The sequence below is a fragment of the Verrucomicrobiia bacterium genome (assembly GCA_035489575.1).
In the GTDB taxonomy this organism is placed as follows: domain Bacteria; phylum Patescibacteriota; class Saccharimonadia; order Saccharimonadales; family JAGQNK01; genus DATHJY01.
In genome coordinates this window covers 62100-84055 of sequence record DATHJY010000009.1, presented here as the reverse complement: position 1 = coordinate 84055, position 21956 = coordinate 62100, and the positions used below count along the sequence as shown (strand labels likewise).

Here is a 21956-nt window from a genome sequence, read left to right as displayed (position 1 = left end):
GTTTGTGGCCCTATCCCAGAGTAGCACGGCAACAAATAGCTAGGTTTTGGAAGCAGGTATTCCAGCTGTTTGCCAACAATAACTCATGAGTCTGTTGGGGCTTTCTGGCGGTAGGGATAGCTCCCGTTTCTTTCTTCTCTTTCTTTCTCTTCTTTCTTGGACGACCTACAACTTTCAAGGAGGTACTTTATGTATTTAGGCTTCGATATTAGCAAAGCGCACGCAGACTATGCGCTCATTACACGTGCCGGGAAAAAGGTGTTGTTTGGGCGCCGCCCAAACAACACCTTGGCCATTGCTAAAGTTTTAGACTTGGTACGAGCAGACCATCCGCACGTTCAAGTTATTGTGGAGTCTACCGGCATCTACCAACAATATGTGCTAGCCGCCTGCCAACAGCGAAGCGTACCCTGCAGGCTCCTCAATCCCATTCAGACCAAGCAATTCACCCGGGCTACCATTCGCAAAGCAAAAACCGATACCAAGGACGCCTACCACATTGCCTTGCTCGGCCTGCAAGGTGCTGGCTACCTCACCCACCCAGCTGACGAAGCCCTCGCCAAAGCTCGGGTTTACTTGCGGCTTGCTAGTCGCCTACGGGATACCGCCACCAAGCTCGAGCTTATGCGGCAGTACATGGAAGAGAGCCTTGCGACTCTCGACACCAAGCAGCTCAACGAATCCAGGCAACACCTCATTGGCACCCTGACCCACTACCGTGCTCAAGCAGCAAAGCTGCTTGAGCACATCCCATCCGTCCAGCTCATTCAGAGTATCCCAGGCATTGGCGCCATTCTGTCCATGGGCATTGTTGCTGAAATTGGAGATCTTAACCGTTTTGATTCAGCCAAGCAGCTCGTGGCTTACGCCGGGCTAGATCCCAAAATTATGCAGAGTGGCCCAAGCCAACGGACGGGCAAGCTCACCAAACGAGGTTCGCCATTTCTCCGCCGTGATCTCTATATGGCCAGTACCGTAGCTCAACGGTTTGATCCAGAGCTGAAAGCAGCCTTCCAGCACCAGCGAGACAGAGGCAAAAGCTATACCGTTGCCACGGTTAGCACCGCCCGGAAACTCACCCACCGTATCTACGCAGTCTTAAAAAGACAGACTCCCTATGTTGCTACGCAACAACGGGAGTAGCCCAAGACTGCCCAGCTATGGCTTGACTTTTGATACTAGGACTCATATCTGCGCCCTCAGCCTCACCAACAACGATAGCGTTTAGGGTGTCTCGGTAAATATGCGCCCAGTTGTGGGCGGATAGGCTTTCGGTTTCGTTAAAACGGCTTTTAGTGTACTCGAAGGCAGCCTTATATTTAGGGTCGTTTTCTAGGTAGGCCTGGAGTCTGTTTTGCAGTTGAGTTGGATCGGCAGTTATAAGTTGCATGGATTAATAATAGCCCGGGTCAATAAGATTGCAAGCGATGGGTGCAGAACCCGGGTTGACACTACCATACAATATCAATATAATATATCCATATACGAAAGGGTCACTATGGCTACAAAAACACTCAACATTGCACTCGATGAAAAACTGCTGAAAGACATAGATATGGCAGTTAAGAAGGATATGGGAAGTCGCAGCGAATATTTCCGCCGGCTTGCTCTCGCTGACCTAGAAAGGCGTAAACAATGGAAAGAGTTGTTTGATGCTGGCAACAAAATGGGCCAAGAAATGGGCATAACGAGCGAAGAACAGGTTTACCAAGTACTAGACGACTACAAACGTGAAAAAAAAGCCTAGAGTCGTTGTTGATACTAACGTCCTGATATCGGCTCTGGTATTTGGTGGTAAGCCACGCCTGGTCATTGACCTGTTGTCTGAGGGTGCGTTTGATGCCGTTGTTTCGGTAGAGATACTTACTGAGCTGAAGCGTAAGATACTGTCCAAGTTCCCGGCTTTTGCAAAAGAGCTAAAACAGCTAGAAAAGCTGCTAGAGCGAGACGCGCGAACGGTTAAGCTGGGGAGTATTCAGGTTACCATCTGTCGCGATCCCGACGACAATATATTTCTAGAAACGGCAGTTTTAGGCAATTGTCAGTATATTGTCAGCGGCGATAAAGACTTGCTCGTGCTGGAGTCTTACAAAGGCATCAAGGTACTCAAGCCAGCGGAATTCTTGGAACTCATTTCGAAGCAGCCCTAGTTTCCATCATGGCTTCAATGTCGAGTTCGCCTAAACGCTCCACCAACGTCACATCCATCACGTATATAACTAAAGTTATGCTTTTTTGAACAGATTGTGTGTAAAATTTTTCGCTTTCACTGAATCAAAATGTCCGCATACTGTGCGATAGGCTTCATTGTTAAGGACTGGTTATAACCCAAAAAAGCTGGTAAGTTGGTTCAGAAATGACACACTGACTTGGTTTTTAGTTTTCCTCAGGTCAAAACTAGAACAAGGCTTATTTGGCGTGTCTTTGCTATGAAGCTAAAACACCACAATTAAATAAAACGGAGCATCATAATTACTATGAAACGTGCATTAATAAGACCCCGAAGTCTGGCAGCTGCTTTGTCCCTGAGCGTCATATTGTTGAGTACTGCTGGCAGCGCCTATGCCGCAGCGACGACCTCGGACGGTAGCAAGCAAACGCCACCGCCCAGTAACGTAACTTCCGGACCACAGGACAAGCCACCCATTGAAGCAGGCAGCCAAGATGCGCAGCCAACTGAACCGCTTGGTCCTACAGAGTTAGTCAAGACAGATGTTGCGGGTCGACTGCAGACCCCATCTGCACTTGCTGCGCCACTCGCTGGCGCTGTTGCCAATGTTGATTTCGCGACTCCTCTTCAGTACTGTTCGAGGAATCTGCTAAACACGCCAGTTAGAAACACGACAGCGGTATCAAAGTCTATCCGTGTGAGGGTGCTAAATCAAAGCACCTGGCGCGAAGTCTATACCACTGTTGCGGCAAATAGCACGTCATATCCAGCCTTCTACGGCATTCATGGCGCATATAATGCCTACCTCTACGTCTGGAATGGTTCTGCCTACGTGTACGACGAGACTCGAACCGGTACGCACACTTGCAGTGTTGCAGTAACACGGACATCCAACGCGGGTGGATGGGTGCAGTTGAAGATTCAGAACACGGGTACTGCCTATGCATCGCAGAAGTCCAGTGAGCTTGCACCATTCCCAGCTGCCGGTACTTACACCGGAACGCACTACGACTATCCAGCGGCTGGCGGCGCAGCCATTTACCGCTGGTTCTGGGTGGGCACAAGCCCCTACGGCATAGTCTCTAGCACCCTGGGTAGTTTCAATACGCCATACCTATTTAGTGGTGACTTGTAGACTTTACCTAGTCTTTTAGGGCAAACAATCCGCGCCTAGCTAGCGCGGATTGTTTTTTCTCGGACCGGAGCAATAAGCGAAACGATGGGCTGGAGTTTATTTCTTCTTTAGAAAGTGTCGAGCCGAGAGGCCAAGGATGATCGCAATTAGCAAGGCTACGAAGCCCACGCCACTGTACAAGAGTGTGTTTTGGACGCTTACAGAGCGATTGCTGCTGCCTGGAACGATGAGAGTTGTCTCTTTGGGCTCTGTGCGGACAGTGCCGTCAGGGTTGCAGTTTCGCTGATAATCCTGAGCCGTGCCAATGGCGTTCGTTTCGCAGGCTTCTTCGAGCGAAATGCCTTGTTCGTTCATGCTTAAGATTATAGCAAACAGCCAGCTGGGCAATACGCACTATGCCTCTGATAGTTGACGCAGATCGTCTACCCGGTCCGGGTGGTTGCGGTTAAAGAGTATGAGTTCGTTAATGTGGTCGCTCGGCAGGGTTGCGAGCGCTCGGCGCTCGGCGGGCTCCAACGCTATAAGTCCGTTGGTTTCTTCTGGTGTTAGATAGATTGCCTGTGCTCTTTCCTTGGCCCATTGCTCTTCGTCTTCGGCAACTGCGGCCCATATCTCGCGTAGCCTTACTCTGAAGGCGCGACACCCGACGTCATCTGGCTTGAATAGTCTCTTTTTTGTCACCACGGGGCCTTTGCACTCGCGAATGGGTGTATCGTCCTGGGTTAGGAATACGTCAGATTCTCCGCCCTGATCGTCCACATACACCCGCCCCATAAAAGCGTCGGGGTCGCCCTTGGGTACTGTTATGGTAAAGAAGGACGCCTTGAAAATGGTATCCAGAGCCACCCTGGCTACGCCTCGGCAATCACCACGACGCGGACAGTCTGGGCACAGCTCGACCGGTTCGATATCTAGCTTCTCGATACGCATAAGATGCTAATTATATAATTAATACAAATATCAGGCCGTTATTGCAGCAACGCAGCTTTTTTACTGGCCGGATCTTTTTCACTTTCTGAGGGTGGCTTTCAGGCGCTGGTCGTCTATGAATAAATCCAGAGCGTCATTTATAGTTGGAATGACGATATCTGAAACCAGAAGAGTTTGCATATGTACGCCTTCGCCCTGCAGGGTTACGATACCAAGCTTGACTACCTTCATGAGTTCTAGGTCGATCAGGCCATTTCCTACAGATGCGCAGGTGTCCGGGTCCAGCTGCAGGGCTAGGTCACGCTTTTCCCCGGCGCTCTTGGCGAGTTTCCAGTCTATACCCAGATCTGCCGCCAGCTGATCGGCATCATTTCTTGTATTGCCGGTAAAGAATAGGACCTTAAATCCTCTTGCCTTCAAAGTCGTAAGTCGTTCCTTTGCTCCATTTGGTATCACGCCACCTACCGATAGGGTGCCATTTAGGTCAAGAATAATCGTCTGTATGTCTAGCCGTCCTTGGCCGGGTATGTCATAAGTCATAAGGTCAATTCTAGCAGACTGGTCATAGACCTTTCGCTCCGAGACCTGACGGTTTTTGGTGTCGCTTATTATGGCTTTGAGTCGTAGTAGGTACGTAAAAGGTCAAATGACTGTGCCCCAGGTTGTTTTTTGACTACTTTCCAAAGTGCATGGGTTACAAAACGGCCACCTGGCACATGGTCTTCGTCTTCTAGGAGTTCGCGCAAACCTTCTGGGGATTCGTCTCTGGTGCTCATTGCCATCACGGCTCCAGCTGCTTTTATCCTGGCATCGCCCTTGGCCTGGAGATAAGCCGCCCACTCTTCTGCGGCTGCCTGTCTTTGTTCGGCTGCTTCGACGGGAAGGAACGAAACATCAAAGCGCTCCTGGTTTTCGGGTAGATCCATAGCCGCCCGAATATGCGCCACTTGCTCTTCGTTTACTCTTGCATACTCGATGTTTGGAAGTTGGTCGGGGGCAAAAGCCGCTACGTGTGTTGTCATTGCACTAAAATAACCAAAAGTGTGCTACCTGTCAAAGTTTGTAAATAATATAGGTAGGCTTACTCGCCAGCGTTGCGGCAAACCAGTGCTATTATTATGAAATGCCTCCACAAAATACACCTAAAGAGCTGCGTGCAAAAGAAGAGTCCATAATCTCCGGTCTCTTACCCACTGTTTCAGGGGGCGATATTGTATTGAATGATGAGGGCTGGGATAACAGGGCCTACATTGTTAATAATGGCGAATACGTTTTTAAGTTTCCTCGCTCCGATGAAATACGCGGCAGACAATCCAAGGAGATCGCGGCTATTAGGACATTGGAGAACATAAAGTCCGACCTCGCCTTTCCTAAGATTACATGGGAAGGCAAAGATCATTCGTATTTTGCCTACACTGGCGTCAAGGGGCGGAACTTGGGCGTCGCTATCGAATCGCTGGACCCTCAGACTTTAGGCAGGCTTGGTACCCAGATTGGTACTTTCCTAAAACAGTTACACGCAAAAAAGCTTGACGAGGCAGTGAGCGTGTCTGTTGATGACGAGATAAAGTTCTATCAGAAAAAATACCGATTCTCGCTAGAGATTATTGTAAGAAGGTTTAGCGTTTCGGAGCAAGAAAAGATCAAGCATTTTGCCATGGTAGAGCTGCCAAACACCATGAAGAAACTTGGCTCCGAAAGCCGTCTTTGTCATGGTGATCTCGGTACATACAACATGATTATCGACGCTGACAGTAATTTAGGAGTTATTGACTTCGGAGACACAAATTACTATGACCAATCTAAGGATTTCATCGGTCTGGACAACCCCATGCTTATGGATGCTGCGCTCAGTGCCTACGGCGACACTACGCTGCTTCGTGACAAGATAGCTATACGTCGCAAAGCTAACAGAGCATTTGACCTGCCGTACTACATATCTAAAAATGATCCAGTAGGCTTAGAGCAAGGTTTAAAAATAGTGCGGCAAGAACTTCTTTAGGAACAGCTTCCCGAATCACAGCCGAGGGCTCATCTGGCCGGACGTCTATGCTCCATACGGTGTCTACGTGGGTAAAGCTATAGTCAGGATCGCCTGATCCAGGCTGGCAAGCCAGGGCGCCCTGGTACTATTCTTGAGTCCCGTCTAGATCCGGGTATTTGATATATACCTTTCCGGCCTCAATTTGAGCAGCATTGTCACGAAATATTTTATCTGCCCGCCATCTTGCTGCGTTCGCAGACTGCCAGTCATTTGCCTGTCTGTCAGCAGAGCGCTGCTGCCGATATAGAATGTTTGCAGTACTATTTTGCACGTCTTTATTTTGGTTATTAAGCAGCTGCGAAGTAGTGGGTAGGGCATCTTCTGACAATGTGCTCAGGTAGCGCAGGTCCAGTTTGCCTGTGTCGTTAAAGCGGTTAATATTTTGCCTGGCGATAAAAGCATCAGGATTAACAATATTTATCAGCGCAAAAAAGCACAATATGCTTATGAATAGCTGGAACGCAAAATGGTTGTTGCTGTTACTGCGTATGATATGAAAAACTAGCAGGCCGAAAGCAGCTGCCAGCCACACGACGAAGAGATGGCTCAACAAACGAAGTGTAGTAAACCCATAGGTTTCCTCGTACAGACCAAGTCGCATATGAGCAGACAGCATAATCACCGTTACCTCTGCCGCAAGCACGCTGCTAAGCCACTTAAATGTGAGGTTCTGCGACTTAGTCCGCAGCGCAGTGGCCCTTTTGATGGTTAGGATAAGGGCAAACGAAATCGCCGCTACTGCAATCAGCTCAAAGAACCCCTTGCGTGCGTACTCCGCGTATGTGTAACCGGTAGAGGCTATATGGTCCGAACCGCCAAAAAGATATGCCAACTGCACCACCACAAACACCAAGAACAACGTGCTAACAGACCCCAGAATAATTGACGATTCCATAGCGCCCAGACCGGGGCTTTTCTTGGCGGGCGTGGGAATCTGTGGTTTGTCAGTCGGCATGAATATCAGCGCATAAGCGCCAGCAAACAAACTTGTTACAAAGCCAATCAGCCCCCACCGGAAAATTGTTTCGGCAGAAACGCTAGGGTTAAACAGCGAGCCAATGTATTGCTTAAACACTAGGTCGGCCGAGGACAAAAGAATCATAAACAAGGCTAAAATCGGCACACTTAAAAGAAGTCCTCTGATAATAGGCGCAGCTGCAGATTTTGGCTTAGAGGCGGTGCGGCTGGCGGCCAGCCCGAGCAAAAATCGCCAAGCTTCGCTCATGAAATTCCTGGGCAGGCTAAACATCAGGCCCAGGTAGCGGGAAATAGTATACTGCCGTAACCCTTGGTCGGGTAAGTACGCCAAGCGCGCCACCACGAGCAACAGATACATCACGATAAAAATGTTTATAACCGTCAGGAGGGCATTTGCTCGCACAAAAACCATCAGCGAAAAGAATGCCACAACTGGCGTCAGCCAGGCTATGGCCAAGTCGAGCGGTTTCTTGAATCGCTCGGCAAAGTAAAAGGTAAGGCCAAGGATTAAAGAAGCGTATAGAGCGACAGAGATACCCGGCACCCTGCCATAAAATAGCCAGTCAAACACTAATCCCAATAGGAACGATACGGCTGCGATGAGCGGGGCTCTACGCTTCATGATTTTTGTACTCTAGAATGTCTCCGGGCTGACACCCCAGGGCCTTGCAGATTGCCTCTAGGGTAGATAGCCGGACGGCTTTTGCTTTGCCGTTTTTCAGGATAGAAAGATTGGCCATGGTTATGCCAACTTTCTCTGATAGCTCGGTAACGCTCATTTTGCGCCTGGCCAGCATGACGTCTATGTTGATTACTATTGCCATGATTCTAGACCGTTAAATCGTTTTCTGACTTTATATCAATAGCATTCTGGAACAGTCGTTGGGCAACTCCTGCAAAGATCGCAACTACAAATGGGATACCAACAAAGATCGCTCCGAATATCAGTATCATTCCTGGCGCATCCTCGTTTTGGGCAGCGTGAAAGGCCAGTGGCATCCAGCTTGCAAACAGGGCACTGATCAACAGACCGCAGTATTTTACGTTTTTCATCGCTTTTACTGATGCCTTAGTAAAAGCCTTGTTTTTATCTATGAGGTTTAGGAGTTTCCATATCTGGCGGACGGCTACACAAAATGTACTAGCGCTGGCGGTGATGACGAAGATGATCGGATACTGCCAGCGTGCAAGCTCTGGGGATTGTTCTGGCCAGTGGCTGAATACATCTGTCACTGCCCAGGCAGATAAAAGCACTACTACAAGCGCCGCACCTAAGATAGCAGCGCGCAAGAACAACGTTGATCCATTTTTCATGGGTAGACCTTTCTTGTGTTTCATTGCATCAAGTATAGCACATGATTTATCGTTTTACAATAAAAATGTATCGTTATTTAGATGTGCTTTCCTTCATAGCTAGGAAGGATCTTTTGATAAGGTCTTCCAGGATACCCTGGTCTATATCCTCTAGCTTGTTGATATATAAACAGCCCTTGCTTGTTTTGTGCTTTCCCAGGCCTTGCAGCAAGTCTGCGTAGTCGTCGAACCCGTGCATGATGTATAGCGTCAAATTTTGTTTTCTGGGCGAAAAGCCGGTCAGCGGCCAGTCGCCTTCTTGTTTGCTTCTTTCGGACTTGTAGTGGTATTGGCCAAAGCCGATGATGCTCGTTCCCCACATTTTGGGTTCTTCCCCGGTTACCTTCGAAAATATCTGAAGCAGCTTAAAGCTGTCGTCCCGTTTCTTTTGGCCATCAACCGAGTTGATGAACTGTTTCACGTCGCCGTCGTTAACTTTCGTTTTTGGTTCACTCATACACTCATTGTATCAGCACATCCTAGGCCGGGTGGGACTATAGCTCTAGCTCGATACAGCTTGCTTTGTCTACCTGAAGATCCCACGCCTCTTGGTACGAAAGATCGTGCACGACGCCGTAGATAGCCTGCACAATGAACATGGAGGTAACAATCAGGACAGCGTCGAAGTCTTTGGACTTCAGACTGTCCAGAAAACTTCGGATTCTTACTCTTACGTCCTCTAGTGACTCGCCGTCATTGAGGCGCACAGACCATTTATTTTCTGCGCTGTCTAGAGCGGCAAGATACTTGCGATAGTCTAGACCCTCATACCCTGTCCGATTATCGTTCAGCCTGGCGTCTGTTGCGACGGGAGCGTCATGATATTTGTTTAGTATCTCCGCCGTTTGTTTGGTTCGCTTAAGTTCAGACACAAAAATCTGGTCTATGTCTATGTGCTTCAGGCGCTCTGAAAGGCCCTCTACCTGTCCGATACCGTCTTTGGTAAGGTGTACGTCAACCGAAGGGTCTGCATTGCACAACCCCAGGTCGTTGTAATTTGTCTGGCCATGTCGTGCAACGTATAACTTCATCTGGTCATAGTAACAAAAAAGAGACTACCACTGTAATCTCTTTATGGCCCAGGTCTGTGGGTTATGCGGCTGCGCCACGGGGGTGCACAAATAGTCTGCCCAGGACGGCCACTATGAGCGCAATCATTATCAGGGCAATCACAGCGGTCCAGTCAAACACGCTCTGTGTAACAACGCCCGTATTCGAAACAACCGTAGCGTCCTGACCAAAGATGCCAGAAAAGGGCGTGACAAAAGGGGTGCTCCAGTCATATACCATGTTCACAAACCCACTGGCCGGGTTGGCACCAAGCAGGCGCAAGACAATCCGTAGTCCAATGAGGGCTTCTATTATGCCACCTATTGCGTAGAGTATTGTTCCGACCATCTATGCTCCTTTCTTTAGGTAGGAGTATGGCATCGTATCGCTGTGGGTGCAGTAAGGAAATTAGCTTATGGATGCAATAAATAGGTTTATTTTTTGCCATGTATAATAAAACTATCCTGATGGAATACACCAAAAAAACACTTAAAAACCACGGCTTATTTTTGGGTTTATGTGTTTTGTTTCTTGGTATTGGAATTGTACTGTCCACTACATGGCTGAGATATCAACTTAACCCAGACTCCACGGCTTATTTTAGTATTGCTGAAAAATATGCACACTTTAACTTGCGCAGTGCTATTAACGGCTACTGGAGCCCCTTGTTATCTTGGCTGCTTGTGCCGTGGGTTTGGCTCGATGTCAACCTGTTGGTCGCCTCTAAAATAACCGCTACGCTTTGTTGCCTGGTCATACTTGTTGGCGCTTATCGCTTTCTTTTGTATCGGAAAGTGGCCAAGTCAATTGCTCTTTTGACCAGCTTGCTGCTCTCGTTGTTTCTTGTTGACATGCTGTCTATTCAGGCAAGCTCCAGAGACTTGCTCATGGCGGCAGTTGCCACTACATTTGTTTTGCATGTGATTAGATTTGACGACTCCCCGAGCCGCAAAAAAGCAATTTGGTTGGGTCTGCTTGGCGCCTTGATGTTTTACGCAAAGGCTCTTGGCTTCTATTTGTTCCTTGGGGTTATTCTTGGCCTGGCTTTCTGGCAGTGGCGTAAGTCACGCAAAAACACGCAACTTATTTTTCATCGTTTTGCTCCAGCGCTGATTACTTTCTTTGCGTTAACCCTTCCTTTTATAGGGTTGATCTCTCTGAAGTATGGGCAGCCAACTTTATCTACCGTTGGGGGCTTTGCGTATTCGATTTATAGCCCCGCCTCAAAGGGCGGTGCTTTTCCTATTGGGGCGCCACTTATGCCTACCAACTCTACGGCAATGTGGTACTGGGAAGACCCTACTGATGTTATTGAACTTATTCCTGAGCACGACTGGGAGCTTCACCACAACAAGGCTTACTACCTCAAGAAAATTGTATGGGCAAATGCAAGCCTGACAGTTAAGATTGTCGACATCTATGGGCCCATAGTGGCTTTTGGTTTCCTTGTAGCTATCTTGGGCATGCTAAAAAAAGGCCCCTACCGCAAGGACTATGTTGTGTTTGCGGGCATCGCATTAGTATGGGTTGCGGGACATATGTTGATCATGACCGATTCTCGGTATCTCATTACTGCAGGAGTACTGCCCATTATTCCTATAGGTTTGTGGGTAGAGCAGCTGCGCAGGGCGCGGGTGATCTTGTCTAGGCAGATTGTTGTGGGTGCAATCATTATTGCCATCGTGGGTGTCATGACCCTCGTGCCTAGCCTCACAAGACTCAGGTACGATGAGCGGCCTTACTACAAGGTTGCCCAAGCAGTCTCTGGCCAGATGCCCGAGGATTCAAAGGTCATTTCCGAACAATTCAACGCTTATTATGTGTGCTATTACTTGCGATTAAAATGCTTAGGCGTGATTGCGCTCCAAGAAAACCCCGCAGACTATTATCGAATCCTAAAGAATGCTGGGGTCGAGTATTACCTGTACGGCCACTCGCAAGATGACAACGCAAAGCTGAATGAGTTTACTGAAACATACTTTGTGAAAATGTCAGATCAGGAAGTAGATGGAAAGCCAGTGACTCTTTACAAGATCAAGTAGCGGTATGAATGTTCTGGTAGCAACGAGTACGCAGAGTTGTTATATAAAAATGACGAAGGCCTCGTCCCGTACACGGGGTGAACGGAACGAGGCCATGCTCGTCTATCCCATCAGGAGTTTGTAATCCTGCTTGATCTCTTTGACCGGTGGCAGTCGCTGCGATGTGTCAACATCGGCCTCGTAGAACTGGACGGTCACGGTGGTGAAGACGTGACCGTCCGGTGGGCCGTAGTGGACAATGTTGTAGGCGTTTGCCCCTTCGGGGGTAATTGCCACTACTTGCGACAGGTTGTATCGGAGGAAGAAGTCATCATCCACCTTGAACTGCCGTGTGTCACCAATAGCGCGCACTGATCGCACACGAAATTCGATGTCGCCGCTGTCCAGGCGGTCGCCTTTGCTCGGCTTGGAGTAACGGGTAAACCACTCGACACCAGCCTGCTCGATCAAGTACAGACGCGGAGGGGTGTACGGTGCGTCATCGTTCGGTCGCATGAAGCGTTGCCAGTCGTGGCGCAGTACATCACGAGGCTCTGGTGACTCTACGACGCCATCCTGCCAGGTCGCATCCGGGGGTGTGCTGACAAGTCGGACACCATTCCACCATTCATGGCAGGAGACGTCGTTGGTCAGACCCTGCCAGTGGCCACGGGAGTCGCTGCTGTGCATGTGGGCGAGCCCAGAGGTGCTCAGCAAATGCCCCATGGCTTTGCCTGGTTCGAGCGAACGAGGGATCATTCTGGACCAATCAAAGCCACTGCCATTTCGTGGATAGGTGGTATAGGAGCAGTTGGCCGCGCCATCGTTTTGGACGATGATTGGGTAGCTGCCACCTGGTATCTCGACCGATTGGTCCTGGTGCCACTGCGTGGCCAGTCTGTCATGAGCCAACAAGTAGGCACCTGCTTTTGGACCCAAGCGGGCCATGAGTAAGGTGTCTACTTGGGCTGTGGCGGTAGTGCGGAAGCTGTAAAGGCTGTCGCCCCACTGTTCCAGGTAGTCCCGGAAGTCGATGACCGTCACTTCGCCGTAGTCGCCTGCCTCGAGCCGCAGGAATTCTTTGGCAGAGATGCGGCCACCCCTGCGGCGACGGTCCGTGTCTTTGTATTCCCAAGAGTAGGCTCGCTTGATGCCCTCCAGTGAGGCCATCGGTCCAACACCATGGGCCACGATCAGCTTCTGGCGGCCATCAGTGCCCATGCCGTAGTATTCGGCCGAGTTGGTCGTGAAGTATCGTCTCCAGGGCAGGTTGTCCCGTTCGGTCGCCAGGCGAGCCTCGACGATTTCGGGCAACGTGGCAATGTGGCCATCGGGGCCTGCGTACTTGCCGGCAAATTTCCACGCGGCAACAAGTCCGTCCTCGTGAAAAAACGCCATCGGTTGCAGTGCGGTCATCTCTGACCATCCTTCTCCCGTCCCGTTTTGAGGGTTTTGGGATAGTAACGAACACCCAGGCAAGTCGCCCAAGATAAATTAATAGTACAATTTTAGTTACTTTTTTGCAAAATGAGTATAAAATTGCTAAGCAGAAGTAGCATGTATTTTATATGGATCACTGCCGATGAATTTCTGTGTGGTGCCATCAACAATCAGAGCGCAGTCGTCACGGAGGGCGTAGACAGGGAAGTCCAGGGGCCTGACCACTTCATCCAGTACTTCGATCCTGTCGTTAGGAAAATGTGGAGAGTCCAGATGGGGTATCAGAGCTACGTCGACTATGTTCAGGTATTCATCTACTTCAAAGTGCTCGTCTTCGCCAAATATTCGGCGTCGCACTTCATCCGGCACGCGTCTGCCTAGCGCCATCGATCCGGCGCTGCTGCCTACGTATACTTTTGATTCGAGTAGTGTGGGCAACAGCTTAGAAAAGCCTGTTTGCTGGAAGACTTTTACCAGATAGTCCGAGCTGCCGCCAACCACAAACAGGGCGTCTTTTTGCATAATTCTGGCTTCTACCTCGTCCAACGAGAGGGCTAGAAGGTTGATAATATCTATCTCTGCAGGAAAGTTTTTGGCAACGTCGTTAAGGTTATCTAGCACCCACCGTTTATCGCCCCCTACAACCGCGTATGCTTCGTTGATAATGGCAAAAGATATCTTGTCTTGGGGCTTGCCGCATAATTCCACGCACGCCTGTACCGTGTTATTGGTATGGAAGCCTTCCGAACATAGGACTAGTTTCATAGGTACATCTTAGCAAATATCTTTTGTTGTTCTGCTCGATGTGTCATGCAGCTAGTGTAGAAACTGATCTTTACTGAACAGTAACGTTCTCTAGATTGGCTTTGGCGCCTTTGAGCAGTGCGTAGGTAACTTTGTCCATTTTTGCTCCGTCGAATATGGTGTGCTTTACGTCAGAGTGGTGGAACGATACGTTGTGCAGTGTCGCGTTTTTGAATGATGTTTTCTTGAGTGAACTGCTGCTGAAAATAACATCAGTAAGGGTCTGGTCGGCAAATGAAAGGTTACTTAGGTCTGAGTGGCGGAAGGTTGTGCTTGCCAGGGTAGCGTCATCAAAAGTGGCGTCTTTGAGATTAGCAGCCGTGATCTTTGTTTTGGTGAGGTTTGCGCCTGTAAAGTTCGTATCTTGCAAATCGGTCGCAGCAAAGGTAGCCCCAGACAAATCTGCACCGTGGAACGATGCACTCTTGAGATCTGCCGCCCGGAAAGCCGACCCGCTCAGTCTTGACTTGTCGAAGTTTGCCTCTGTCAGTGAACTGTAGCTGAAGTCGTTGTTGGCCAAATCAGAGTCGCTCAGGTCTGCCTGGTTCAGGCTTACCCCGCCAAACTTGGACAGGCCCATGCCTGCTTTTGCGCGTTTGAGTGCTTTCTTCAATGACTTATGTATGTTCGATTCGTCTTCCGGCTCATCGGCATGCCTATTTTCGCTATGTGGCAGATGCTCCATGATTTCAGAAGCATCACCGAACGAATCGATGGTCGCCTGGTAAGCGGCTTCGTCGCTCATGCCCTGGCTCTTCAGGTCCTTGTGCTTTTCTACAAGGTTGGCCAGAAGCTCTTTGGTGACATCGGCCCGCGCAGGGAAGTCACCGTAGGGTGCAAATGCGTTGTCTAAAAATTGCTGTAGTTTCTTTTCCATGTCTATTCTCCTTACAATAATTTGCCCAGGATTTTCTTGGCATAATCCCAGTTCTGTTTATTACTTTCATATACTTCACGACCAGCCCCAGTGATCCGGTAGTACTTGCGCCGTCCACCCTGACTTTCGTCGCCCCAATACGAAATGATGCGGCCATCGTGCTCCAGGCGTTTGAGGCTGGAATACATGGTGGCTTCTTTTAGCTCGTACACGCCGTCCGAGTTTTCGTAAATAAGCTTGGTTATTTGGTACCCGTACTTATCGCCACCCACCAGTAATTTGAGGATGATCGTGTCCGTGTGGCCACGAAGCAAGTCTGATGACAATTTATTTATCATGACTACATCGTATGACACATTACTATGACTGTCAAGGTAATTTATATACACCTTGCTGTCGATCTGTTAACGCAGTAAAAGGGTAGGCAACTATTCTACTCTTCTGGCAAAGATCTCTTCGGTCTCGTGCAGGAAAATCTCTGCTATCTTTGGGCCGACACCATATAACTCCTGGAGTCTTTTAGAAAACTCATCTTCGTCTAGGCTGTTTTCTAGCATCAGATACAGCGAGCCCTCATAGTCATGTATCAATCGTTCCATACAAACTTGCAGTCCACGTGCAGTCACATGCTGGTAGCGCGTGTAGCCACCTTTGTGTAGTACTCGGACCAGTTTGTGGTCGGAAGCTGCCACGATAGCCCAAGGCGTATCTAACTTTTCTGTGATAAAAAGCCGCCACGTTGTTACTGCAGCGTCGGACTGAATTGGCTTCCCAAATAGATAACACAGCAAAAACCATCGAAACATATCGGTGTCTCCCGATAGAATATCTAGATCGAAATCTGCCGCATGGTGTTGCTTGCGTGACCTACGGGGCATGCCCTAATTATACGAGCTTGCGGAATCGAAATTTCATATGCGTTGCACCCAGCGCATCGGTCACGGCGATTTTTTCTAGGTCAGTTGGTTTGATTGTGAGGTTGTCGAACAGTCTGGTGCCGCTCCCGAGCAGCATGTGTGCAACGTGGATGTACAGCTCGTCAAACAAGCCGGCATTTACAAACTGTTGCGCCGCATTGGCGCCTCCCATGACTATGATATCTTTGCTGCCCGCTGCCGCCTGCGCTTGTTTGAATGCGCTGTGGACACCGTCAGTTACGAAAGCAAATGATGTGCCGCCCTGTTTTGTTATGGTGTCGTGCCGCTCTTTTGACAATACAAAACACGGGGCATGATACGGCGGGTTTTCTCCCCATGGCTCTAGTCCTAGGTCCAGTGTTCGCCTGCCCATAATGTAGGCGCCGATATTTTCAAAAAACTCAGTCTGGAACTTTCCAGGGTTTTCGTCCGTGCTGCCGCCTGCAAACATCCAGCGGTGAAGTTCCTCGCCGCCGTCCCCCATAGGTTCTTCGGGCCGAATATTTGGGCCGGCCGTAAAGCCGTCCAGTGACATGGTCATGTTTAGAATAAGTTTGCTCATACCTCTTAGTTTATACTTCCTCATGTGCCGTTCAACCACTATGCAAAAATTAAACGGATCCTAGATCAGCAGCCTGGCGGCTGGGTGATCAAACGAATCGACAAGCCAACAAGCGCAAAGAATTTTAAGAATGAGAAGGTTACTTTTACTCACTACTACCGCATTTATTCCCATGACAATGAACCGATAAAATACTGTAAGTTTCAACATATTGAGCGTTTAGCTCAGGTACTCAAAGTACCGGTCGAATCTTTGCCGGTACTTGGCTAGCCTCGGTGACTAACCCAAAAATAGCCCCGTGGGGCTGTTCTGTCGATACCGGGCAACCGTGGTTAGTTTTTAGCGTTAGTCTTCAAGAAAGCCTCCACTTTGGTGCTGCCAAAGTGCCCGGTACATACCGGGTTGGTCTACGAGCTGGGCGTGTGAGCCTTGTTGCACAATCCGCCCCTTGACTATGACCAAGATACGATCCATGCGCTGAATGGTACTGAGCCGGTGCGCAATGACAATCGCCGTGCGGCCAGCCAACAGATCGCTAAAAGCACGCTGAATCAGCAGCTCGCTCTCACTGTCTAAGGCACTGGTAGCCTCGTCTAGTAGCAGCAATGGTGCGTTTTTGAGCAGTGCCCTGGCAATGGCTATGCGTTGCCGTTGGCCTCCGGACAGTTTGACGCCGCGTTCGCCGACTAATGTGTCGTACCCCTCGCTCAGCGTGCTGATAAACTGGTGGGCTTGAGCATGCTTGGCTGCGGCTATGACTTGTTCTGTGGTGGCGTCTGGGCGGGCGTAAGCTATGTTGTCACGAACAGAGCGGTGAAATACCGAGGTATCTTGTGGCACGTATGACAGGAGATCGGTCAGCTGGCTGCTCTCTACTGGCTTGCCATCTACAAGTAGTGTGTCGGGCTCTACTGGGTAGTACCCAAGCAGTAGTTTCAGCAGAGTGGACTTGCCACCGCCACTGGGGCCAACGATGCCAATCTTTTCTCCGACTTGGACGGTCATGCTAATGTTCTGGAGGACGGGCACGTCAGGCTTGTCGGGATATGCAAAGTGCATATTGCGTATTTCTAAACTGTTTTTAAAGGCACTATCAGGCAAGCGTGGTGAAGTGGCCGGCAATGGTTGGCGGATGATATCGCGGGTACCGAACAGGTAACGATAGGCCTCTTCGATGCGGGCAATCTTGATATTCAGCTGCGAAAAGTTCCAAACTATTTCCCAAATGTAGCTTTGGTAAACCATGATAGCCGCTACAAAGGTAGATACCTGGGCAATCGATATATCACCATGTAGATACTGGTAAATAACCATCGCAAACGTTGCGGTCCACATGAACATTCGCACCACCGTACCCATATAGCCCCAAAAGTAAATGGCGCGTAGATACGCATACTTGCTGACTACAATCAGATGAACGCGCTTGGCGTACAGATGCTTGGCTTCTGTTTGTTCGTTGCCAAATGACTTTATGGCCATAAAGTTAGCAATGGAGTCTACGGTATAGCCGTCTATGGTAGACTTGGCATCTGCCTGTTTGCGCTCGGCTGCGGCATCGCGTTTGGCTAGGGGTTTCCCGCCAACAAACATTGCCACCAAGGACGCCGTGAATAGCGCGCCAATGTAGATATTTACGCTGAACATGGTTGCCACAAACACTGGCATAAAGACAATAGCTGCTGAGTACGAGTGCATGAAATTATCGCATATGTCACGCAGTTCCTGGCCCAAGGTGCCGGCGTAGCTGCTTATTTTGCCGGTAAAACGTTCGGTAAAAAAGCCGTAATCATGAGTCATGATGTTGCCAAACACGATGTCGTCAAACCGGTGCAGCCGTTCCAGCAGCTTATCTCTGTATAGAAAGTCTGCGACAATCCATAGAATGTTATGGAGTATGCTGGCGCCGATAACAGCACCCAGCCACCATATGGCCTGTCCGCTGTTGGTGGTGAGGCTTTCTGTAAGTTGTCCAATGAGCAACGGCAAAACAGCCAGCGGTATGTTGGCTATAGAAAATGCTAATGCAGTAGCTAGAAATGACTTCTTGAACGTTGCAATATAACTGGCAAACGCACGAAGTGATGGATAATTTTTCATAGGGATCCTTGGAAAGTAGAGCGGTTGGTTGCCGCATAATTAGTGGTATGTATAGAGCGCTCCATCATAGTCTACGCTATGGCTCAGGGCAGTTGTGAGGTTTTGCTAAAAGAGAGTTTTAACGCCGTAAGCCGGCAACATCTGCTAGCAGAATACTTGTAACTATAAACATTTTTGTCGCCGTCTCCGGGTTAATTGATAAATATACAACAGATTATACGCTGTTACGTAAGCATATGCAATTATTTTTTGGCTGGCTGGCCAAACCAACAGAAGACTTCCGATAGGGGCAGGTAAGGGCTATGCCCTAGGAAACTAGTTTTTCTGAATTCCCATTGATTACAATTGCCTCACCATCTCGTAGTGTTTTATAAGGGATTTGTTTTTCTTTGAGGTACGCTACGCATTTATCTATGTCTGCTGACTCCGGGTGGTCGGACTTATAGTGTGGCGCTACTGCATACTCAAGAATCCCCAGGCCTTCCCATACGATGTCGCTATCGTAACCCTCTGCTAGCTCATCCGTGGGGTCAACTAGTTCAATACCGTGTAGGGAAGGCGCCAAGACACACACTCCTGCGCTAAAACCGCCGTAAGCTACTTGGTCATCTTGCAGTAGTTGCGTAAGTAGCTGGTCGAAGCCACTTTGTTTAAACGCACGCCGCAACAAGAAAACATTGCCGCCCCTCACCCATATGTATCCAAACTGTTTAACGACAGCTGTTAGGTTGTCCTGATCATCAAAGTAGTCCCGCAAATCAAATTCTTCGGGCACCAGGCCAAGAGCGGCCAGACCGTCGATTTCTTGCTGCAGACGTTCACTGCGTCTGTCGGGTGCCTTGGCGTCTTGGGCATTCATGATGATTGCCACACGCTTATTGTTGCCGATTAGGGGTAGCATTTCTTCTGGCTTATTGCCCAGTCCGTAAGAGGAAAGATAGAGTCTCACAGTGTGTTCTAGACAACCGAACCGGTTTTAACTTCGCCAGCTCTTTTGTAATTGGCTAGGATGACACCGCTTGGCAAAGCCGTAGAGTCCAGCAACTCAAACGCAGCAGGGATTGTTCCCTCTGCAAACAAACGCTTTCCGCTGCCAAGCGTGACCGGGTATATTCTGAGCCGTAGTTCATCAACCAGATCATGCTTTAGGAGTGTTTGGATGAGCACGCTGCTACCCCATACGTGCAGCTGCGGACCGTCTTCTGCCTTCAGGGCTTTGAGCTGAGCCACAACGTCATCACTGATAAGAATTGACTCTTTCCAGGTGAGGTCTACGCCTTTGCCCGATACCACGTATTTCTTAGCTTTATTAAAAGGGTCAGCCACAAAACCCGTTTGCTTGGGCCAGTACGCGTTCCATATGTCGTATGTCTTCCTGCCCAGCAGCAAGTCAAATGGCTCACTCAATTCTTTGCTAATTATTTCGGCCATAGCTTCGTCAGAGTATGCATAGGTCCAACCACCGTATTTAAAACCGCCCGAAGTATCCTCTTCCGGCCCACCAGGCGCCTGCATAACCCCATCCAGGCTGATCATCATTAGTACTACTATTTTTCTCATACCTTTATCTTAACAAATCCAGCGATAGCTGGGTCGGTAGCCGGCGTCCCGACTCTACCCACTCTGCCTAAATTATCCCTAGGGTTGCCATCGCTAGATTATTATGTAGCCGCCTCAAACTCAAGTTGCTCAGCGTCTAATGGCGCGGATATAACTGCTTTATGAGCCACTGCGGTTTCCTCTGATCCGGTTGGTCTCGCAAGACCCAACTTATCAAGTGCAACCATAACTAAACGTGCACTGGAATAGGCAGGCTCGCTATCCAATCTACGCTTGGCAGGATTTTCGTGATGCTCGCCATGCCGAAAAGCTACCCAAGGCATTATGAGCGACAGAGCCTTAGACCCTTTCATAATATCTCTGCCCACTGTTTTACCGTCTCCACCATTAGTGTATTCGGCAACACCTGGTATAAGAGCGGCAACTAGTGAAAAGGCTGCATAGCCCGCATAGCCTGCCAGAAGCATCTGACGTCCCTTGCCCGGAAAGGCTTTCTCGGCAAGCTGGCCACCTATGCCAATAATGGCAGCCGGGACAGCAAGCCTACCCGCTGGTTCGGGCAACACTCTTCCGAATAGCTTGCCTGGCCAATGGCCTCGTTTGATTGCTGTAGGAGTTTCATTATCATATTCCAGGAGTGGATCAGTTGCTCTGTCCATGCCAAAATCCATAATATAGCCATGAAGAGACGTATCGCGCAATATTTCTTGGGCCTGCTTTCGCGTGACATATATATCCTTCATAGTATCTACAAATGCCACACCAAGAGATCGAACGGGGTGTTGCATTTCGGTGGCATGATGCTTTCGGTGACCTACATCCGTAGTGGCTATATCAACGCCCAGTGCCCATAAGCACAAGTCACCTGCTACTGCAGCTACTGGATGCAGTTCTGCAGTCCGGTGTGCCAACGACTCATGTCCCCAAGCTTCACCACCGACTGCAATACCAACCACTCCCGCTGCCATACCCACCGCTGCCGCTTTTGCTAAGTCACCAGCTTCGCTCACCTAATGCCTCCTTCATTTATTTTGCGTCATATAGTATCACATCGGCGACAAACACCACGCCATAATGTAGAGGAATTAATACAAGGGGTGTGTGAATTTTCTCTTAGTACGGGCTTATGTTGTATAGTAGTTTCACACTAAGAAGGGCATTATGAGACCGATAGAATTAGCAGCTAGTTTTGGCGAAGGTTTGGGGTACGGAGTAGTGATTGGTCCTTTGTCGGCTGAGATTTTAGCGCACCGACAAGCACATAGAACAGATGAGCTCGTGAGTCCGGTGCGAGAGATGGCCGAAGTTGCATTGTGGGCGGTTGGGTCTGACCCCACTACGTTTAGCATTGAACACCGCAAACATCATCACGAAGAGGTGGTATATCCACCCGGCTCAATTTTTCATGCGTTTAAAAAAACCTTGGGCGACAGCTATGTGTCCCGGAGACATACTAAAAATATCCTTGCAGACGAAGAGCTTCACGGTGCCCTTGTGTTCCAGGGTTTGGACCCAGCCAACGACCCTATACTAAAGTACGACGAAGCAGGCAAGCCTGTGGGTGTAAAAAGGACTATTGTTGGCGAGGCACTCACAAAGCTGCCCGAGCCCTTAAGCAATCTCGCTATTCCTTCTCTTCTCGTAGCAGCTCGATACAGAAGATATATGAATAGACACTCTGAAGTCCCTATGCCACGAGCTTTGGCTTGGTATAGTGGATTCCTTCTGGGCTCATCGCTGGCAGCGCTGTATGCGGGAATGCCAGAGCACAAAGAAGGTGGACCGGCGCCAACTGCCGGAAAAGACATGCGACCGAAAGCACTCCATTTAATCGTACCCTCGGCGTCCTTCAGGCATAAGTCTCATCATGAAGCCCCTGCGCAACGGGACACACCGGGCGCGCCGCCTTATTCAATAGATATTGTGTATACCAGGATCCTCGACAAGTTAAAGCTACTAAAGCAAGACAGGACACAGCTTTAGTTATGTGGGGTGGTTAGAGGACATGGGTGAGTAGA

Annotated in this window: 28 protein-coding genes; 7 read left to right on the top strand and 21 right to left on the bottom strand. The window is 49.3% G+C overall.

Annotated features, from left to right (window positions below; all coding sequences use genetic code 11):
- The first annotated feature begins 189 nt into the window (after positions 1-189).
- On the top strand, positions 190-1143 hold the full coding sequence (locus tag VK694_04170; protein ID HTE57917.1) for an IS110 family transposase: 954 nt from the start codon (positions 190-192) through the stop codon (positions 1141-1143).
- On the opposite strand, the gene VK694_04165 is transcribed toward VK694_04170, so the two are convergent.
- A complete protein-coding gene (locus VK694_04165) occupies positions 1124-1390 on the bottom strand; it encodes a hypothetical protein (GenBank protein ID HTE57916.1) in 267 nt (88 codons plus the stop codon). The two genes, VK694_04170 and VK694_04165, sit on opposite strands and share 20 nt — an antisense overlap.
- A gap of 108 nt (positions 1391-1498) precedes the next feature.
- On the opposite strand from VK694_04165, the gene VK694_04160 reads away from it, so the two are divergent.
- The 3 genes from VK694_04160 (at position 1499) to VK694_04150 (ending at position 3305) form a co-directional block, all read left to right on the top strand.
- Complete coding sequence (locus VK694_04160; protein HTE57915.1) at positions 1499-1747, top strand: hypothetical protein; 249 nt, start codon at positions 1499-1501, stop codon at positions 1745-1747.
- Entirely contained in the window at positions 1731-2150 is a 420-nt protein-coding gene (locus VK694_04155) for a putative toxin-antitoxin system toxin component, PIN family (protein HTE57914.1), read from the top strand. Before VK694_04160 ends, VK694_04155 begins: the two co-directional genes overlap by 17 nt.
- 327 nt (positions 2151-2477) lie before the next feature.
- A complete protein-coding gene (locus tag VK694_04150) occupies positions 2478-3305 on the top strand; it encodes a hypothetical protein (protein HTE57913.1) in 828 nt (275 codons plus the stop codon).
- 96 nt (positions 3306-3401) lie between these two features.
- Here the strand turns inward: VK694_04150 and VK694_04145 are convergent, their stop codons facing one another.
- From VK694_04145 to VK694_04130, 4 genes are all read right to left on the bottom strand, one after another.
- Positions 3402-3659 (bottom strand): hypothetical protein, encoded by a 258-nt coding sequence (locus VK694_04145; protein ID HTE57912.1) that lies wholly within the window; start codon positions 3657-3659, stop codon positions 3402-3404.
- A gap of 39 nt (positions 3660-3698) precedes the next feature.
- Positions 3699-4235 (bottom strand): hypothetical protein, encoded by a 537-nt coding sequence (locus tag VK694_04140; GenBank protein HTE57911.1) that lies wholly within the window; start codon positions 4233-4235, stop codon positions 3699-3701.
- 78 nt (positions 4236-4313) lie between these two features.
- Complete coding sequence (locus VK694_04135; protein ID HTE57910.1) at positions 4314-4775, bottom strand: hypothetical protein; 462 nt, start codon at positions 4773-4775, stop codon at positions 4314-4316.
- Positions 4776-4843: 68 nt separating this feature from the next.
- Complete coding sequence (locus tag VK694_04130) at positions 4844-5257, bottom strand: hypothetical protein (protein ID HTE57909.1); 414 nt, start codon at positions 5255-5257, stop codon at positions 4844-4846.
- Positions 5258-5358: 101 nt separating this feature from the next.
- Between VK694_04130 and VK694_04125 the strand changes: the two genes are divergently transcribed.
- Entirely contained in the window at positions 5359-6237 is an 879-nt protein-coding gene (locus VK694_04125) for an aminoglycoside phosphotransferase family protein (protein HTE57908.1), read from the top strand.
- Positions 6238-6364: 127 nt separating this feature from the next.
- Here VK694_04125 and VK694_04120 read toward each other — a convergent pair whose 3' ends face one another.
- The 6 genes from VK694_04120 to VK694_04095 all read right to left on the bottom strand — a co-directional run bounded on the left by VK694_04120 (position 6365) and on the right by VK694_04095 (position 10008).
- Positions 6365-7879, bottom strand: a complete 1515-nt coding sequence (locus VK694_04120; protein HTE57907.1) for a DUF4173 domain-containing protein — start codon at positions 7877-7879, stop codon at positions 6365-6367.
- Positions 7869-8081, bottom strand: a complete 213-nt coding sequence (locus VK694_04115; GenBank protein ID HTE57906.1) for a helix-turn-helix transcriptional regulator — start codon at positions 8079-8081, stop codon at positions 7869-7871. The genes VK694_04120 and VK694_04115 overlap by 11 nt, the downstream gene beginning before the upstream one ends.
- 4 nt (positions 8082-8085) lie before the next feature.
- Entirely contained in the window at positions 8086-8595 is a 510-nt protein-coding gene (locus VK694_04110) for a DUF2975 domain-containing protein (protein ID HTE57905.1), read from the bottom strand.
- Positions 8596-8644: 49 nt separating this feature from the next.
- Entirely contained in the window at positions 8645-9067 is a 423-nt protein-coding gene (locus tag VK694_04105) for a DUF1801 domain-containing protein (protein HTE57904.1), read from the bottom strand.
- A gap of 37 nt (positions 9068-9104) precedes the next feature.
- Positions 9105-9641, bottom strand: a complete 537-nt coding sequence (locus VK694_04100) for a histidine phosphatase family protein (GenBank protein ID HTE57903.1) — start codon at positions 9639-9641, stop codon at positions 9105-9107.
- A 61-nt stretch (positions 9642-9702) separates the two neighbouring features.
- Positions 9703-10008 (bottom strand): YggT family protein, encoded by a 306-nt coding sequence (locus VK694_04095; GenBank protein HTE57902.1) that lies wholly within the window; start codon positions 10006-10008, stop codon positions 9703-9705.
- Positions 10009-10106: 98 nt separating this feature from the next.
- Between VK694_04095 and VK694_04090 the strand changes: the two genes are divergently transcribed.
- Positions 10107-11702, top strand: a complete 1596-nt coding sequence (locus VK694_04090) for a hypothetical protein (GenBank protein HTE57901.1) — start codon at positions 10107-10109, stop codon at positions 11700-11702.
- 102 nt (positions 11703-11804) lie between these two features.
- Here VK694_04090 and VK694_04085 read toward each other — a convergent pair whose 3' ends face one another.
- From VK694_04085 to VK694_04040, 10 genes are all read right to left on the bottom strand, one after another.
- Entirely contained in the window at positions 11805-13097 is a 1293-nt protein-coding gene (locus VK694_04085) for a hypothetical protein (protein ID HTE57900.1), read from the bottom strand.
- A 126-nt stretch (positions 13098-13223) separates the two neighbouring features.
- Positions 13224-13886, bottom strand: a complete 663-nt coding sequence (locus tag VK694_04080) for a Type 1 glutamine amidotransferase-like domain-containing protein (protein ID HTE57899.1) — start codon at positions 13884-13886, stop codon at positions 13224-13226.
- Positions 13887-13956: 70 nt separating this feature from the next.
- Complete coding sequence (locus VK694_04075; protein ID HTE57898.1) at positions 13957-14802, bottom strand: pentapeptide repeat-containing protein; 846 nt, start codon at positions 14800-14802, stop codon at positions 13957-13959.
- 11 nt (positions 14803-14813) lie between these two features.
- Complete coding sequence (locus VK694_04070) at positions 14814-15140, bottom strand: PadR family transcriptional regulator (protein ID HTE57897.1); 327 nt, start codon at positions 15138-15140, stop codon at positions 14814-14816.
- Between the two features lie 90 nt (positions 15141-15230).
- Complete coding sequence (locus tag VK694_04065) at positions 15231-15680, bottom strand: DNA methylase (GenBank protein HTE57896.1); 450 nt, start codon at positions 15678-15680, stop codon at positions 15231-15233.
- Between the two features lie 7 nt (positions 15681-15687).
- Positions 15688-16281: a dihydrofolate reductase family protein gene (locus VK694_04060; GenBank protein HTE57895.1), complete on the bottom strand. Its 594-nt coding sequence runs from the start codon at positions 16279-16281 to the stop codon at positions 15688-15690.
- A gap of 345 nt (positions 16282-16626) precedes the next feature.
- Positions 16627-18378: an ABC transporter ATP-binding protein gene (locus tag VK694_04055; GenBank protein ID HTE57894.1), complete on the bottom strand. Its 1752-nt coding sequence runs from the start codon at positions 18376-18378 to the stop codon at positions 16627-16629.
- Between the two features lie 307 nt (positions 18379-18685).
- The gene (locus VK694_04050; protein ID HTE57893.1) at positions 18686-19279 is read right to left on the bottom strand and encodes a Type 1 glutamine amidotransferase-like domain-containing protein; all 594 of its coding nucleotides are present in this window, start codon (positions 19277-19279) and stop codon (positions 18686-18688) included.
- 56 nt (positions 19280-19335) lie between these two features.
- Positions 19336-19938 carry a dihydrofolate reductase family protein gene (locus VK694_04045; protein ID HTE57892.1) on the bottom strand — a complete coding sequence of 201 codons (603 nt, stop codon included), beginning with the start codon at positions 19936-19938 and terminating at the stop codon, positions 19336-19338.
- A 101-nt stretch (positions 19939-20039) separates the two neighbouring features.
- The gene (locus tag VK694_04040; protein HTE57891.1) at positions 20040-20948 is read right to left on the bottom strand and encodes a hypothetical protein; all 909 of its coding nucleotides are present in this window, start codon (positions 20946-20948) and stop codon (positions 20040-20042) included.
- A 151-nt stretch (positions 20949-21099) separates the two neighbouring features.
- Here VK694_04040 and VK694_04035 point away from each other — a divergent pair, with 151 nt between their 5' ends.
- Positions 21100-21921: a hypothetical protein gene (locus VK694_04035; GenBank protein HTE57890.1), complete on the top strand. Its 822-nt coding sequence runs from the start codon at positions 21100-21102 to the stop codon at positions 21919-21921.
- Positions 21922-21956: the final 35 nt, after the last annotated feature.

What these genes read in the sequence shown, in the direction of transcription:
- VK694_04080 (HTE57899.1), bottom strand. Translation starts at nt 13,886, where the DNA reads ATGAAACTAGTCCTATGTTCGGAAGGCTTCCATACCAATAACACGGTA.
- VK694_04145 (HTE57912.1), bottom strand. Translation starts at nt 3,659, where the DNA reads ATGAACGAACAAGGCATTTCGCTCGAAGAAGCCTGCGAAACGAACGCC.
- VK694_04065 (HTE57896.1), bottom strand. Translation starts at nt 15,680, where the DNA reads ATGCCCCGTAGGTCACGCAAGCAACACCATGCGGCAGATTTCGATCTA.
- VK694_04070 (HTE57897.1), bottom strand. Translation starts at nt 15,140, where the DNA reads ATGATAAATAAATTGTCATCAGACTTGCTTCGTGGCCACACGGACACG.
- VK694_04150 (HTE57913.1), top strand. Translation starts at nt 2,478, where the DNA reads ATGAAACGTGCATTAATAAGACCCCGAAGTCTGGCAGCTGCTTTGTCC.
- VK694_04045 (HTE57892.1), bottom strand. Translation starts at nt 19,938, where the DNA reads ATGAGAAAAATAGTAGTACTAATGATGATCAGCCTGGATGGGGTTATG.
- VK694_04115 (HTE57906.1), bottom strand. Translation starts at nt 8,081, where the DNA reads ATGGCAATAGTAATCAACATAGACGTCATGCTGGCCAGGCGCAAAATG.
- VK694_04095 (HTE57902.1), bottom strand. Translation starts at nt 10,008, where the DNA reads ATGGTCGGAACAATACTCTACGCAATAGGTGGCATAATAGAAGCCCTC.
- VK694_04055 (HTE57894.1), bottom strand. Translation starts at nt 18,378, where the DNA reads ATGAAAAATTATCCATCACTTCGTGCGTTTGCCAGTTATATTGCAACG.
- VK694_04120 (HTE57907.1), bottom strand. Translation starts at nt 7,879, where the DNA reads ATGAAGCGTAGAGCCCCGCTCATCGCAGCCGTATCGTTCCTATTGGGA.
- VK694_04060 (HTE57895.1), bottom strand. Translation starts at nt 16,281, where the DNA reads ATGAGCAAACTTATTCTAAACATGACCATGTCACTGGACGGCTTTACG.
- VK694_04130 (HTE57909.1), bottom strand. Translation starts at nt 5,257, where the DNA reads ATGACAACACACGTAGCGGCTTTTGCCCCCGACCAACTTCCAAACATC.
- VK694_04170 (HTE57917.1), top strand. Translation starts at nt 190, where the DNA reads ATGTATTTAGGCTTCGATATTAGCAAAGCGCACGCAGACTATGCGCTC.
- VK694_04050 (HTE57893.1), bottom strand. Translation starts at nt 19,279, where the DNA reads ATGCTACCCCTAATCGGCAACAATAAGCGTGTGGCAATCATCATGAAT.
- VK694_04085 (HTE57900.1), bottom strand. Translation starts at nt 13,097, where the DNA reads ATGACCGCACTGCAACCGATGGCGTTTTTTCACGAGGACGGACTTGTT.
- VK694_04140 (HTE57911.1), bottom strand. Translation starts at nt 4,235, where the DNA reads ATGCGTATCGAGAAGCTAGATATCGAACCGGTCGAGCTGTGCCCAGAC.
- VK694_04160 (HTE57915.1), top strand. Translation starts at nt 1,499, where the DNA reads ATGGCTACAAAAACACTCAACATTGCACTCGATGAAAAACTGCTGAAA.
- VK694_04105 (HTE57904.1), bottom strand. Translation starts at nt 9,067, where the DNA reads ATGAGTGAACCAAAAACGAAAGTTAACGACGGCGACGTGAAACAGTTC.
- VK694_04090 (HTE57901.1), top strand. Translation starts at nt 10,107, where the DNA reads ATGTATAATAAAACTATCCTGATGGAATACACCAAAAAAACACTTAAA.
- VK694_04135 (HTE57910.1), bottom strand. Translation starts at nt 4,775, where the DNA reads ATGACTTATGACATACCCGGCCAAGGACGGCTAGACATACAGACGATT.
- VK694_04100 (HTE57903.1), bottom strand. Translation starts at nt 9,641, where the DNA reads ATGAAGTTATACGTTGCACGACATGGCCAGACAAATTACAACGACCTG.
- VK694_04165 (HTE57916.1), bottom strand. Translation starts at nt 1,390, where the DNA reads ATGCAACTTATAACTGCCGATCCAACTCAACTGCAAAACAGACTCCAG.
- VK694_04125 (HTE57908.1), top strand. Translation starts at nt 5,359, where the DNA reads ATGCCTCCACAAAATACACCTAAAGAGCTGCGTGCAAAAGAAGAGTCC.
- VK694_04110 (HTE57905.1), bottom strand. Translation starts at nt 8,595, where the DNA reads ATGAAACACAAGAAAGGTCTACCCATGAAAAATGGATCAACGTTGTTC.
- VK694_04075 (HTE57898.1), bottom strand. Translation starts at nt 14,802, where the DNA reads ATGGAAAAGAAACTACAGCAATTTTTAGACAACGCATTTGCACCCTAC.
- VK694_04035 (HTE57890.1), top strand. Translation starts at nt 21,100, where the DNA reads ATGAGACCGATAGAATTAGCAGCTAGTTTTGGCGAAGGTTTGGGGTAC.